This window comes from Streptomyces sp. SID5910, assembly GCF_009862125.1.
Taxonomy (GTDB): Bacteria; Actinomycetota; Actinomycetes; order Streptomycetales; family Streptomycetaceae; genus Streptomyces.
Genome location: NZ_WWHX01000197.1, coordinates 1 through 12,547 on the forward strand (window position 1 = coordinate 1; position 12,547 = coordinate 12,547).

The window sequence follows — 12,547 nt, forward strand, 5'->3', positions numbered from 1 at the left end:
CCCCGCAGCCCGCCCCGCCGCGATCCCCGCCCCGGAGTCCTCGAACACGACACACTCCGCCGGGTCGACCCCCAGCTCAGCCGCCCCCTTCAAGAACCCCTCCGGATCCGGCTTGCTCGCCCCCACCGACTCCGCCGTAACCCGCACGTCCGGCTGCGCAAGCCCCGCCGCCGCCATCCGCGCCGTGGACAGCGCGACGTCCGCGGACGTCACCAGCGCATGCGGCAGCCCCCGCAGCGAGGCGAGAAACTCCCGCGCCCCCGCGATCTCGACCACACCCTCCGTGTCCGCCGTCTCCTCGGCGAGCATCCGCGCGTTGTCCGCGTAGTTCTGCTCCATCGGCCGGTCCGGCAGCAGCAGTGCCATCGAGGCGTACCCCTGCCGCCCGTGGACGACCTTCATGACCTCGTCGCCGTCCAGCCCGTGCCGGTCGGCCCAGCGGCGCCAGACACGCTCGACGGCGGCGTCCGAGTTGACGAGGGTGCCGTCCATGTCCAGCAGCAGGGCACGGGCGGGAAGAACAAGCGTGGTGGCCGTCATCGGCAGACTCCAAGGCGCGGGGGGTGAACAAGGCGGCCCCGCCCGCCGGTCAGGGAGAACGGGCGGGAGCCACTTTGTTTCTCTACGGTACAAAACAGCCGGGGGTAATGCCACCGCACCGGCGAAGAAGCAGCGCGGCCCTCCGCCGCGCGGCCCTCCGCCGCGCGGCGCTCAGCCCGCCACCGCCTCCCACAGGCTCCACACACCGAGCCCCAGCATCAGCAGCGCCGCGACCTTCGTGATCAGCGCCAGCGGCACCCGCTTCATCAGCGCCTTCCCGCCGACGATGCCGAGCCCGGCCACCGCCCACAGCGCGAGCACCGCACCCAGGCCGACGGAGAGCGGGTCGTCGTAGCGGGCCGCGAGGTTCGCCGTCATGATCTGCGTGAGGTCGCCGAACTCGGCGACCAGGATGAGCATGAAGCCCGCCCCGGCGACCTTCCAGAAGGACTGGTTCTCCGGCTTGCGGATCTCCTCGTCCTCGTCGTCCTTCTTCATCAGCAGCACCGCCGCGCCGCCGAGGAACAGCACACCGGTGATCGCGTGCACGATCTGCTGCGGCAGCAGGGTCAGCACGCTGCCGGCGGCGACCGCGAGCACGACGTGCAGCAGGAAGGCGGCGGCGACGCCGGCGAAGACGTACGAGGCGCGGTAGCGGGTGCCGAGGACGAGGCCGGCGAGCGCGGTCTTGTCCGGCAGTTCGGCGAGGAAGACGACGCCGAAGACGAGCGCCGTCACGGTCAGGCTGATCAAGGGATCCTCTATCGGTCGGGGCCGCCCCGCCGAGAGTGCTGGTCCTGCGCGCAAGACACCTCGGCACGGCAGCACACGGTCGCCCCCGCCGTACGGCACGGGCGTGCACTGCTTGCCGAAGGTCTCGCTGGCCGGCCCCGCGTACGAGGTCTGCCTCCGGGCGCCGGCTCAGACGAGCTGAGCAGTATGTCGACGGTCCGGCGAAGAGCTACTCCCCTTCTGCGCCGCCCATAGTACGCGACCCCCCGGCGCGGCCCCCGGGGCCGAAAGTCCCGTCGCACTTATAGACGTGCCATGCACACGTCACTAGCTTCTTACCGGCCGCACATCTGTGCGCCACACGGCGTCGCGAGCATTCCCCCGCTCGCACCCGAAAACCCCCACCCCCCAAGGGAGTTCGCATGGCCAGGTTCTACGCGCGTCGACGTCTCGCCGGCCTCTCCGCGCTCACCGCGCTCATAGCCTCGGTCGGGCTGTTCAACGGCCCGGCCGCCTCCGCCGCCCTGCCCACCCCGGTGAGCGCCGCCACCGCCCGCTCCTACCTCGCCTCCCTCACCGTGGCCACCGAGAACCGCACCGGCTACGACCGCGACCTCTTCCCGCACTGGATCACCCAGTCCGGCACCTGCAACACCCGCGAGACCGTCCTCAAGCGCGACGGCTCGGGCGTCGTCACCGACTCGGCCTGCGCCGCCACCAAGGGCAGCTGGTACTCCCCCTACGACGGCGCGACCTGGACCGCCGCCTCCGACCTGGACATCGACCACGTCGTCCCGCTCGCCGAGGCCTGGGACTCCGGCGCGAGCGGCTGGACCACCTCCCGCCGCCAGTCCTTCGCCAACGACCTGACCCGCCCGCAGCTCATCGCCGTCACCGACAACGTCAACCAGGCCAAGGGCGACCAGGACCCGGCCACCTGGATGCCGTCGCGCACCGCCTACCGCTGCACGTACGTGCGCGCGTGGGTGCAGGTGAAGTACTACTACGGCCTCTCCGTCGACTCCGCCGAGAAGTCGGCGCTCCAGGGCTACCTCGCGAGCTGCTGAGCCGGCCCCGGCCCCGACGCGGACACTCCCCGCCGGCCTCCGTCGTTCCGTACCGTACGGGGCGACGGAGGAGGGGATGGCCATGGCGGAACTGCGCCTGGGACCACTGCTGAGGTACAACGACGGCTCGTCCGCGACCATCTGGGCCGAGACGAGCCGTCCCTGCGCCGCCGAGGTGCGCTGCGCCGACGGCGCCAAGGGCACGGCCCGCTCGTTCCAGATCGCGGGCCACCACTACGTCCTGGTCCCGGTGACCGGTCTGACGCCCGGGACGGCGACGGAGTACGAGGTGCTCCTCGACGGCGACCGGGTGTGGCCGCCGCCGGACTCGCGCTTCCCGCCCTCGGTGATCGCCTCGCCCGGCGCCGAGGACGGCCTGCGGGCCGCCTTCGGCTCCTGCCGCTGGGCCGCGCCGCCCGCCGGCGGGAAGGACCCGGTGGGCCCGGACGCCCTGGACACGCTCTCGGCGCGCATCGCGGCCGACCCGGCGGGCGCGCGGCCCGACGTGCTGCTGCTGCTCGGCGACCAGGTGTACGCCGACGAGGTGTCCGACGCGACCCGCCGCTGGATCGCCGGGCGCCGCGACCCGGGGGAGCCGCCGGGCGCCCAGGTCGCGGACTACGCGGAGTACACCCGGCTCTACGACGAGTCGTGGAGCGACCCGGAGGTGCGCTGGCTGCTGTCCACCGTGCCCTCGTGCATGGTCTTCGACGACCACGACGTGATCGACGACTGGAACACGTCGGCCTCCTGGGTCGCCGACATGCGGGCCACCGACTGGTGGCGCGAGCGGATCCTGAGCGGCCTGATGTCGTACTGGGTGTACCAGCACCTGGGGAACCTCTCCCCGGCCGAGCTGGCCGCCGACCCGCTCTACGCGGCCGTCCGCGCGGCCCCCGACGGCACCGACGCGCTGCGCGACTTCGCCGCGCGGGCCGACACCGACCCGGCGTCCGTGCGCTGGAGCTACCGGCGCGACTTCGGCCGCGTGCGACTGGTGATGGTGGACTCCCGCGCCGCCCGGGTGCTGGAGGAGGACGGGCGCGCGATGCTCGACCCGGGCGAGGCGGCCTGGCTGCGCGACCAGGTGCTGGAGGGACGGGACGGCGACGGGGGCGACGCAGGGGGCGCGGCCTACGACCACCTGCTGATCGGCACCTCCCTGCCCTGGCTGCTGCCCCACCTGGTGCACGACCTGGAGGTCTGGAACGCCGCGGTGTGCGGCGGCGAGCGGGGCGCCCGCTGGGCGCGGCTCGGGGAGCGGATCCGGCGCGGCGCGGACCTGGAGCACTGGCCGGCCTTCCCGTCCTCCTTCGACGCGCTCGCCGGCCTGATCGCCGACGCCGGGACGGGACCGGGGGCGCCCGCGACGGTGAGCGTGCTGTCGGGGGACGTCCACCACGCCTACGTGGCCGAACCGTCCTGGCCGGACCGGGACCCCGACGCCCGGGTCGTGCAGCTGACCTGCTCCCCCGTGCACAACTCGGTGCCGCTGTCGATGCGGCTCGGCTTCCGCTTCGGCTGGAGCGCCCCGGCGCGTGCCCTCGGGCGGCGCATCGCCCGGCACGGGCGCTGTGCGCCCCCTGCGGTGTCCTGGCGCAGGACCGGCGGGCCCTGGTTCGGCAACCAGCTGATGACGCTGACCCTGCGCGGGCGCTCGGCCCGGCTGCGCCTGGAGCGGGCCCGGGCGGAGCGCGACGGGACGACGGAGCTGCGGACGGTGACGGACCGGGAGCTGGCGTAGCGGGGTTCCGTTTCGGTCAGCCCGACGGGCCCGGGCCGGGCCGGTGGGACGACGCGTACATGGGGTGGTTTTTCCTACGGGCCAGTAACCACGAGGCACGCCGTGGCCAAATGTTGAACTTGCAAGCACAAGTTAGGTTCACCTAACGTGGGCAGCCCACTCGGTTCCGTCCCCACCGGTCCCCCACGGCCCGGCCCGACCGAAGGAGCACCCCCCACATGTCCGGACGCCTCGACAGCGCCCAGCCGTACGCCCTCGGCCTGTTCCGCATCGTCGTCGGCCTGCTCTTCGCCTGCCACGGCGCCGCCTCCCTCTTCGGCGTGCTCGGCGGCGCCTCGGGGGGCGGCGGCACGATAGAGGCCGGCACCTGGCCGGGCTGGTACGCGGCGGTGATCCAGCTCGTCGCCGGCGGCTTCGTCCTGCTGGGCCTCGGCACGCGCGCCGCCGCGGTCGTCGCCTCGGGCTCGATGGCGTACGCCTACTTCAAGGTCCACCAGCCGGGCGCCCTGTGGCCGATGGAGAACGGCGGCGAGGCCTCCGCGATGTTCTGCTGGGCCTTCCTGCTGCTGGCCTTCACCGGCTCCGGCGCCTTCGGCCTGGACCGGGCCCTCTCCCGGCGCACGTCCCGGCCCGAGGAGCAGGCCCCGGAGCAGACCCCCGTCGCGGCCTGACCCGTCCGACGCGGCGCCCCCCTCCCGTGCGGGGGTGGGCGCCGTCTCGCGTTCACGGCGGCCGGGTGAACGCTCGATGCCGTGTCCGCAAGCCCCCTGTGAACCAGGTGTCACACCCCGGGCGTACGCTGTATGGCTGTCATCGACCGCTCCTGCCGTTTCCCCGCGCATCGCGGCACGGTCCGGTCCACGGGGGATCCAGGGGAGTTGTGGTGGTCGAGGGTTTCGGAAATGTGGCGTCGCTGGTCAGCAGCCCGGGGATCTATGTACTGGTGGTCCTCTCGGTGCTGCTCGACGTCTTCCTGCCGGTGCTGCCGAGCGGCGTGCTCGTGATCACGGCGGCCACGGCGGCGGCCGCGGGCTCGGGTGCGGCGGCGGCCGGACACGTGCCGGACGACGTCCCCGACATCCTGGTCCTCCTGCTGTGCGCCACGACCGCCTCCGTCCTCGGTGACCTGGCCGTCTTCCGCCTCGCCTGGCGCGGCGGGGCGCGCCTGGACCGCGCGATCGCCCGCTCCCGCCGGCTGACCACCGCGCAGGAACGTCTCGGCGGGGCGCTCGCCCGCAGCGGGGGCGCCCGGGGACTGCTCGTCGTCCTGGCCCGCTTCGCGCCGGCCGGCCGCTCGGTCGTCTCCCTCGTCGCCGGCGCCGCCCACCGCCGCATCCGCGAGTTCCTGCCCTGGTCCGCCCTCGCGGGGCTGTCCTGGGCCGCGTACAGCGTCGCCCTCGGCTACTTCGGCGGCCAGTGGCTCGGCACGAGCTGGCTGGCGACGGGCGTGTCCCTGCTCGCGCTGTTCGGCGCGGGGGCGGGCGCGGCGTACCTGATGCGCCGCCAGCCCCAGACCGGCGAGGCGTCGTAGCCTTCACCCCGGAAGCCCCGGAGGCATGACTGAGGCAGCGGCGTCAGCCCGCCCGGCGTGCGCCGGCGGCGCCCCGTACCTCCAGGCCGGCCAGGAGCTCGGCCGTGGCCTCGGCGACGGCGTCCACGGCCTGTTCGAACACCTCCCGGTTGTGCGCGGCCGGCGCCCGGAACCCGGACACCTTGCGCACGTATTGCAGGGCGGCGGCCCTGATCTCGTCCCCGGTGGCCTCCTCAGGCAGCGCGGGCGGGCGGAGCGTCTTGATGCTGCGGCACATGGCTCCAGTCTCCACCCGGAGCGCCCTCCGCGGGGCGCGTGCGCCGGGCCACTCGTTCGCGTGAACCACCGAAGGGAACGCGCGCCTCAAAATCGAACAGGCGTATCATTGGCCTGTGGCTACGACCTATGACTTCCCCAGTGACCTCCTCGCCGGTCAGGAGGAGCTGCATCAGGTCCGGGCCGAGCTGTCGGCCCTGTTGAAGAGACTCCCCTGGTCCGTCGAGCCGCTGGACGGCTTCAGCGACGACAACGGCTGGCGCAAGGTCGAGCGCCCCGCCTCCCCCGGCTGGTCGGAGGACGAACAGGCCGAGGTGGAGAAGCTCCGGCAGCGCGAGCGCGAGCTCGCCGTCTTCGTCAGCACCCACCGCTACTGGTCCGAGATCACCGGCACCGACCGCGTCCAGGCCCGCACGGAGCTGAAGCACGCCCACGAGGACGGGCCCGAGGAGGACGCGTAGGGACGGGCGTGGGGCGGGGCACACGCGAGAGGCCCCCGGATGATCTCCGGGGGCCTCTCGGCCGGCGCTCGGGCCGGTCCTGGTGGGCGCGGACGGTTTCGAACCGCCGACATCCTGCTTGTAAGGCAGGCGCTCTACCCCTGAGCTACGCACCCAGGACGAGTCGACAGCCTACATGGCCCCGGGCACTGCCCGGCAAACGCGTTCCGGCCCCGGTCCGCGGTCCCGGATCCCGGCCGGGGGTTAACCCCACCCCGGATCCGGGAGCGGCCCGGATCCCCGTACGGGACCCCGCTCCGTAGCGTCGGGTACACCACCGCACCGAGCCCCGACCGGGCGTCGCCGGGGCGGTGCCTCGTCGTCCGTCCCAGGGGGAAACGCCATGGCCCGCCGTACCGTCACCGCTCGCGGACTCGCCGCCGCCGGCACCGTCGCCGTCCTCGTCGCGGGGCTCGGCGCGTGCGCCTCCGCCGACGAGGACAAGGACCCCGACCACAAGACCTTCGCCCTCCCGGGCAGCACCCTCACCGTCGACGCCGACGACTCCGCCCTGGAGATCGTCGCCGCGGACGAGCACGCCCCGGGCAAGATCGAGGTCACCCGGTGGTTCAAGGGCTCGGTCGTCGTCGGCTCCGACCCCGAGGTGAGCTGGAGCATGGACGGCGACCGGCTGAAGCTGCGGATGAAGTGCTCCGGCGTGGTCGCCGACTGCGCCGCCAAGCACCGCGTCGAAGTGCCGCGCGGCGTCACCGTCGCGGTGAAGACCGACGACGGCAGCGTCCGGGCGAGCGGCTTCCGGGACCCGCTGGACATCCGCACCGCCGACGGTTCCGTGCGGGTCGGCGACACCACGGGGCCGCTGACGCTGCACAGCGACGACGGGTCGCTGCGCGCGGACGTCTCCTCGCGCCGGGTGGAGGCGACCACCAAGGACGGCTCGATCCGCCTCGCCCTGGGCACCGTCCCGGACCGGGTGGAGACCCGCAGCGACGACGGCTCCGTCACCGTCGACCTGCCCCCGGCCACCTACAAGGTGTCCGCCGACAGCGACGACGGATCGGTCCACGTGTCCGTGCCCCGGAACGACACCAGCACCCATGTGGTGACCGCGCGGACCCAGGACGGCAAAGTCACGGTCCGGACCGCGAACTGAACGGCCTGTGTGTTCGTCACTAACGGGTGGGAGAATGAACCCGGGCAGGACGGACGACACGGGAGAGGGATGTGACGGCGACACCATCGCAGCCGTACTCGCCGATGGTGCCGCGCGCGCCACGCCGCTCCCCCAGGCACCGCCCACCCGGTGCCCTCCGTGACACGCTCACCCTGCTGGGCCTGCCGCTGCTCGCCGCGCTCGCCCTGCCCGCCGCGTTCGCCGGCGGCGGCACCCGGCGCTGGTTCGGCGGACGCGCCGAGAGCCAGCGGGCCGAGGCGCAGGCCGCGAAGGACGCCGCCGCCGCGGCCTTCTACGACCTGGACACCGCCCAGCGGGACCTGCGGATCTCGATAGAGACGATCGCCGCCGTCGACTCCTCCCCCGCCGCCCGCCGCGCCGTCGACGGCTTCGCCGCGCTGGGCCGGCGCATCGACGAGGCCAGCGGCCGGTACATCAGCGCCGTCGACGCCCACGACCTGGACCGCGACGACCTGGAGGCGTCCGCCGCCTCCCGCGCCCGCACCGAACTCACCGCCGCCAAGGACGAGCTGGGCCGCGTCCGGCAGGAACTGGACCGCTTCGCCGAGGGGCTGAGCCCCCTGCTCGGCAAGGCCGAGACCCAGCTCGCCCGGCTCGCCCCCGCCGTCGAACGCGCCCGGCAGGCCCTGCTCGCCGCCTCCGACGCCCTGGACGCCGTACGGGGCGCCGGACTGAAGGCCGACGACCTCGCCGCCCGCCTCGCCGCCCTGGGCCCGGAGCTGACCCGGCTCAACCAGGGCGCCGGGCAGCACGGCGTGCCGGAGACCCTGGAGCGGGCCGAACGGGTCACCCGCGAGGCCGAGGCCGTCCGCACCGAGGCCGAGCGGCTGCCCGAGCGGGCCGCCGAGACCGACCACCGGCTGGTCTCCCTGCGCACCCGCGCCCAGGCCCTGACCACCCGCGCCGGTCAGGTCGACCCGATCCTGAGCGAGCTGCGGCGCCGGTTCACGGCCGCCTGCTGGCAGGACCTCCAGCACGTGCCCGACCACGCCGCCGAAACGGTCCGGCAGGCCGAGGCCAAGCTGACCGAGGCGCAGCGGGCCCGCGACGAGCAACGCTGGCCCGACGCCACCGCCCTCCTGTCGACGGTCCGCGCCCTGCTGAACAGCACCGACGAGGCCGTCTCCGCCGCCGGCGACCGGCTGCGGCAGCTCAACGCCGTGCAGAAGGACCCGCAGCAGGAGATCGAGCGCACCCGGTTCGCGATCCGCGACGCCCAGCGCCTCGCCATGGCGGGCCGCAACACCCCCGACCCGCGGCACGCGCGCCCCCTGGACGACGCCGTGGCCCGGCTGGAGCGGGCGATCACCACGCTGGAGGGCCGGCACCCCGACTACTGGCACTTCCTGACGGAGACGGACGCGGTCCGCCGGGCCGTCGCCGACGTCGTCGCGCACATCCGCGAGGAGCGGGGAAGCGGGCACTGAGAAGACGCTGAGACCCGCTTCCGCCGCCGGTTAACCTGTGCGCATGCCTCGCTACGAGTACCGCTGCCGCAGCTGCGGCGACACCTTCGAACTGAGCCGTCCCATGGCCGAGTCCTCCGCCCCGGCGCCCTGCCCCGCGGGCCACGACGACACGGTCAAGCTGCTGTCGACGGTCGCCGTCGGCGGCTCGGCCTCCGCACCGGCCCCGGCACCCCGCGCGGGCGGCGGAGGCGGCTGCTGCGGCGGAGGCTGCTGCGGCTGACCCGTGACGCCGGGAGCCCGGGGCCGCACCGGCGGCTCAGGATCCCTTCAGGTTCGTCCGCCTAGCGTGGAGACATGGCAGTCATCGCGGCGGAGACGACGGGCGGCGCGCCCCGGTGGATCAGCGACCTGATGGACACCCTCGGCGCGCCGGGCGCCGGGCTGGCCGTCGCCCTGGAGAACCTCTTCCCGCCGATCCCGAGCGAGGTCATCCTGCCGCTGGCCGGCTTCGCCGCCAGCACCGGCAGCATGAACCTGATCGCCGCGATCGTGTGGACCGTCGCCGGTTCGGTCGTGGGCGCCCTCGCGCTGTACGGCATCGGGGCGCTCCTCGGCCGGGAGCGGACCGTAGCCGTGGCGGCCCGGCTGCCGCTGGTGAAGGTCTCGGACATCGAGCGGACGGAGGAGTGGTTCCGCCGGCACGGCACCAAGGCCGTGTTCTTCGGCCGGATGCTCCCCGTCTTCCGCAGCCTGATCTCCGTCCCGGCGGGCGTGGAGCGCATGCCCCTGCCGGTGTTCACGGCGCTGACCACGGCGGGCAGCGCCCTCTGGAACACCGCGTTCGTCCTGGCGGGCTACTTCCTCGGCGACAACTGGTCCCAGGTCAGCACCGTCGTCTCCGCCTACTCCAAGGTCGTGCTCGCCGCCGCCGCGCTGGCCGTGGTGGCCTTCGTACTCCTGCGGCTGCTGCGCCCGGGCCGCGGCAGCCGCCGCAAGGCCGACCGCCGGTGACCGGCACCAGGCACACCCCCTAGGCGCCCCGTGCCGCCGTCAGGAACTCCCGCAGGATGCGCTCCCCCGCCAGCACCCCGCGCTCGGGCAGCGCCGTGATCGCCGGTGCCGTCCAGCCGGAGTCGGCCAGCTCGCCGTGGCCGGGACGCCAGCCCCGGTCCGCGGCCAGCAGCAGGTCGGCGTCGAGGAGGGAGTCGCCGGCGGCCAGCGTGAGTTCGGCGCCGGTGCGGCGGGCGACCTCGCGCACGGCGGCGCTCTTGGTCAGCGGCTTGGGCACGACGTAGATCTTGCGGCCCTGGAGGGACACCGTCCAGCCGCGGTTCTCGGCCCAGACGGCGAGCTCCTTCACCCAGTCCTCGGGCAGCAGCTCACGCTCCACGACGAGGTAGGCGAACAGGTCCTCGGCGATCCGCTGCTTGCGCACCCACACCGGGTCGGCGGCACGCATCAGGTGCTCGCCGACCTCGTCCAGCGAGGCGCACTCGTCGGCCAGCCGCGCGGTCACCCGGGCGTGCCAGTCGGGGTCGGAGACGCCGTCGACCAGCAGATGGCCGCCGTTGGCGCAGATCGCGTACGACGGCGGCGGGCCGGGGAGGCTGATGCGCTGGTACTGCTCGCGGGTGCGGGTGGTGGTCGGCACGAACACGGCCGTGTCACCGAGCTCGGTCAGCAGTCCGGCGGCCGTCTCCGTCAGGTAGGACAGGGGCCTGCTCTCGTAGACCTCCACGCACAGCAGCCGGGGTGCCTCGGGGTCGGGCATCGTCAGCGCCAGGGCGGCGGCGGAGTAGATCAGCGTGCGGTCGAGGTCGCTCGCGACGAGCACCGGCATCAGCTGGTCACCGCCCTGCCGTCGGCGCCGGTCGCGCCGCGCGTGTACTTCGGGTGGATCAGGCCGACGCAGGTGTAGGGCAGGCCGTCGACCTCCTCCACGGGGACACCCCGCTGCTCGGCCAGCAGGCGGACGTGGTCCAGGTCGGCGCCCGCGCCGGTCCGGGCCAGCACCTTCCAGGGCACCCGGCGCAGCATCACGCGGGTGGTCTCGCCGACGCCGGGCTTGACGAGGTTGACGTCGTGGATGCCGTACTCCTCGCTGATCCGCTCGACGGCGGCCCAGCCCTCCCAGGTGGGGGTGCGGTCGGCGGCGAGGAGTTCCTTGACCTGGGCGTCGACGGTGTCGGCGACCTCGGGGAAGCGGGCGGCGACGGCGTCGAGGAAGGCCGTCGACAGGTCGGCGCCGGCGAGTTCGCGGTAGAACTTCGCGCCGTGGTAGTCGTGCGGGCCGACCAGGTCGGCGCGGAGCACGGTGCGGGATACCAGGCCGGAGACCGTGGAGTTGAGGCACGCGGACGGGATGAGGAAGTCGTCGCGGGTGCCGTAGGTGCGGACGCAGGAGCCGGGGTCGGCGAGGACGGCGATCTCCGGGTCGAAGCCGGTGACTCCGTCGGTGGCCTCGAACTCCTCCAGCGCGGCGGCCAGTTCGCGGGTGATGGCGCCCTTGCCGGTCCAGCCGTCGACGAAGACGACGTCGGCCGGGTCGTGGTCGGCGGCCAGCCGGCGCAGCGCGTTGGCGTCGATGCCGCGGCCCCGCACGATCGACACGGCGTAGTGCGGCAGGTCGAGACCGTGCCGGTACTGCGCCCAGCGGCGCATCAGGATGCCGACGGGGGTGCCCGCGCGGGCGAGGGAGACCAGGACGGGGCGCGGGGACCGCTCGGTCAGCACGATCTCGGTGACGGCGCCGACGGCACGGGCGAGGCGGGCGGCGGACGCGTCCAGCGCGGCGTGGAAGAGGTCCTGGTACTGCTCGCTGGGCTGGTACTCGACGGGCAGCGACTCGGCGTAGTGGGCGCCGCCGCGCTGGATCGCCTCCTCGCGCTCCTCGGTCGGCGCCTCCAGCGTCACGTCCGAGAGGTCCTGGAGCAGCCAGCCGACCTCGTCGGGGGCGTACGAGGAGAAGGCGGGGCCGCGCAGGGGCTCGGGCAGCATCGGGGGCCTTTCGGGGGCGGTCGGGGCGCCGGGGACGTAGGACGGGACGACCGCGAGCAGGACGTGCGGGACGTGCGCGGCGAGGCGGTCCGTCAGTCCGCCGGGCGCGTGCAGCGCGGGGGTGTCGGCGGCCGAGTCGACGACCGCGACGACGGCGTCGAAGCCGGCGCCCGCGATGTTGTAGGCGTAGCGCTCGCCGGGGCCGTCGGCGGGGTCGTCGTGCGCGGGGAAGACGAGGCGGGTGCGTATGGCGTAGCCGGGGTCGTCGACCGCGAGGACGGGCGAGCGGGTGGTGGTGGAGTAGCGCACCTCGGCGTCCTCGGTGGTCCGCTCCAGCGTCTCCGCCAGGCGGAGGGGGGTGTACATCAGCTCCTCGAACCCGAGGACGAGCACGCGGCGGGCGCCTGCCGGCAGGGCCTCGGCGATCCGGGCCGCCATGTCCGGGAGGACGGCTTCGAGGCGGGCACGGTGACCGGGGGTGAACCCGTGCCGGCCCCCGTCGGGGAGGCCGGCGGGCCAGCGCAGGTCTATGCGGGTGGGGTGGTCTTGCGGGTGCGGGTGGTGGGGGGCTGGTCGCGCAGTTCCCCGCGCCCCT

Annotated in this window: 13 protein-coding genes, 1 tRNA gene and 1 pseudogene; 9 read left to right on the top strand and 6 right to left on the bottom strand. The window is 74.2% G+C overall.

The features are described from left to right. Positions 1-540 (bottom strand): HAD-IA family hydrolase (locus GTW67_RS06970; RefSeq protein WP_161163926.1); only part of this gene is annotated, 540 nt, incomplete at its 3' end. A 171-nt stretch (positions 541-711) separates the two neighbouring features. Next, positions 712-1,293 carry a TMEM165/GDT1 family protein gene (locus tag GTW67_RS06975; RefSeq protein ID WP_161163927.1) on the bottom strand — a complete coding sequence of 194 codons (582 nt, stop codon included), beginning with the start codon at positions 1,291-1,293 and terminating at the stop codon, positions 712-714. Between the two features lie 401 nt (positions 1,294-1,694). Here GTW67_RS06975 and GTW67_RS06980 point away from each other — a divergent pair, with 401 nt between their 5' ends. The 4 genes from GTW67_RS06980 (at position 1,695) to GTW67_RS06995 (ending at position 5,614) form a co-directional block, all read left to right on the top strand. Beyond that, on the top strand, positions 1,695-2,339 hold the full coding sequence (locus GTW67_RS06980) for an HNH endonuclease family protein (protein ID WP_161163928.1): 645 nt from the start codon (positions 1,695-1,697) through the stop codon (positions 2,337-2,339). 82 nt (positions 2,340-2,421) lie between these two features. Further along, positions 2,422-4,083 carry an alkaline phosphatase D family protein gene (locus tag GTW67_RS06985; RefSeq protein WP_161163929.1) on the top strand — a complete coding sequence of 554 codons (1,662 nt, stop codon included), beginning with the start codon at positions 2,422-2,424 and terminating at the stop codon, positions 4,081-4,083. Positions 4,084-4,301: 218 nt separating this feature from the next. Continuing rightward, on the top strand, positions 4,302-4,754 hold the full coding sequence (locus GTW67_RS06990) for a DoxX family protein (protein ID WP_161163930.1): 453 nt from the start codon (positions 4,302-4,304) through the stop codon (positions 4,752-4,754). A gap of 212 nt (positions 4,755-4,966) precedes the next feature. Further along, positions 4,967-5,614 carry a VTT domain-containing protein gene (locus GTW67_RS06995; protein WP_161163931.1) on the top strand — a complete coding sequence of 216 codons (648 nt, stop codon included), beginning with the start codon at positions 4,967-4,969 and terminating at the stop codon, positions 5,612-5,614. A gap of 43 nt (positions 5,615-5,657) precedes the next feature. Here the strand turns inward: GTW67_RS06995 and GTW67_RS07000 are convergent, their stop codons facing one another. Further along, complete coding sequence (locus GTW67_RS07000; RefSeq protein ID WP_161163932.1) at positions 5,658-5,891, bottom strand: DUF2277 domain-containing protein; 234 nt, start codon at positions 5,889-5,891, stop codon at positions 5,658-5,660. 115 nt (positions 5,892-6,006) lie between these two features. Between GTW67_RS07000 and GTW67_RS07010 the strand changes: the two genes are divergently transcribed. Further along, complete coding sequence (locus tag GTW67_RS07010) at positions 6,007-6,351, top strand: DUF8825 domain-containing protein (RefSeq protein ID WP_161163933.1); 345 nt, start codon at positions 6,007-6,009, stop codon at positions 6,349-6,351. A gap of 80 nt (positions 6,352-6,431) precedes the next feature. Here GTW67_RS07010 and GTW67_RS07015 read toward each other — a convergent pair. Beyond that, a tRNA-Val gene (locus tag GTW67_RS07015) sits at positions 6,432-6,506 on the bottom strand. A gap of 227 nt (positions 6,507-6,733) precedes the next feature. Between GTW67_RS07015 and GTW67_RS07020 the strand changes: the two genes are divergently transcribed. The 4 genes and pseudogenes from GTW67_RS07020 to GTW67_RS07035 all read left to right on the top strand — a co-directional run bounded on the left by GTW67_RS07020 (position 6,734) and on the right by GTW67_RS07035 (position 10,065). Continuing rightward, complete coding sequence (locus tag GTW67_RS07020) at positions 6,734-7,504, top strand: DUF4097 family beta strand repeat-containing protein (protein WP_161163934.1); 771 nt, start codon at positions 6,734-6,736, stop codon at positions 7,502-7,504. A gap of 71 nt (positions 7,505-7,575) precedes the next feature. After that, positions 7,576-8,973: a hypothetical protein gene (locus GTW67_RS07025; protein WP_161163935.1), complete on the top strand. Its 1,398-nt coding sequence runs from the start codon at positions 7,576-7,578 to the stop codon at positions 8,971-8,973. A 43-nt stretch (positions 8,974-9,016) separates the two neighbouring features. Further along, positions 9,017-9,235: an FmdB family zinc ribbon protein gene (locus GTW67_RS07030; RefSeq protein ID WP_161163936.1), complete on the top strand. Its 219-nt coding sequence runs from the start codon at positions 9,017-9,019 to the stop codon at positions 9,233-9,235. A 74-nt stretch (positions 9,236-9,309) separates the two neighbouring features. Beyond that, positions 9,310-10,065: pseudogene (locus tag GTW67_RS07035) on the top strand (VTT domain-containing protein). Here GTW67_RS07035 and GTW67_RS07040 read toward each other — a convergent pair. Next, entirely contained in the window at positions 9,986-10,795 is an 810-nt protein-coding gene (locus GTW67_RS07040) for an HAD family hydrolase (RefSeq protein ID WP_161163938.1), read from the bottom strand. The pseudogene GTW67_RS07035 and the gene GTW67_RS07040 overlap by 80 nt on opposite strands. Further along, on the bottom strand, positions 10,795-12,547 hold a 1,753-nt coding region (locus GTW67_RS07045), incomplete at its 5' end, for a cysteine protease StiP domain-containing protein (RefSeq protein WP_161163939.1). The genes GTW67_RS07045 and GTW67_RS07040, both read right to left, overlap by 1 nt.

Excerpts from the sequence above, each read along its gene's own strand:
- GTW67_RS06980 (WP_161163928.1), top strand. The coding sequence starts at position 1,695 with ATGGCCAGGTTCTACGCGCGTCGACGTCTCGCCGGCCTCTCCGCGCTC.
- GTW67_RS06985 (WP_161163929.1), top strand. The coding sequence starts at position 2,422 with ATGGCGGAACTGCGCCTGGGACCACTGCTGAGGTACAACGACGGCTCG.
- GTW67_RS07040 (WP_161163938.1), bottom strand. The coding sequence starts at position 10,795 with ATGCCGGTGCTCGTCGCGAGCGACCTCGACCGCACGCTGATCTACTCC.
- GTW67_RS07000 (WP_161163932.1), bottom strand. The coding sequence starts at position 5,891 with ATGTGCCGCAGCATCAAGACGCTCCGCCCGCCCGCGCTGCCTGAGGAG.
- GTW67_RS07020 (WP_161163934.1), top strand. The coding sequence starts at position 6,734 with ATGGCCCGCCGTACCGTCACCGCTCGCGGACTCGCCGCCGCCGGCACC.
- GTW67_RS07030 (WP_161163936.1), top strand. The coding sequence starts at position 9,017 with ATGCCTCGCTACGAGTACCGCTGCCGCAGCTGCGGCGACACCTTCGAA.
- GTW67_RS06990 (WP_161163930.1), top strand. The coding sequence starts at position 4,302 with ATGTCCGGACGCCTCGACAGCGCCCAGCCGTACGCCCTCGGCCTGTTC.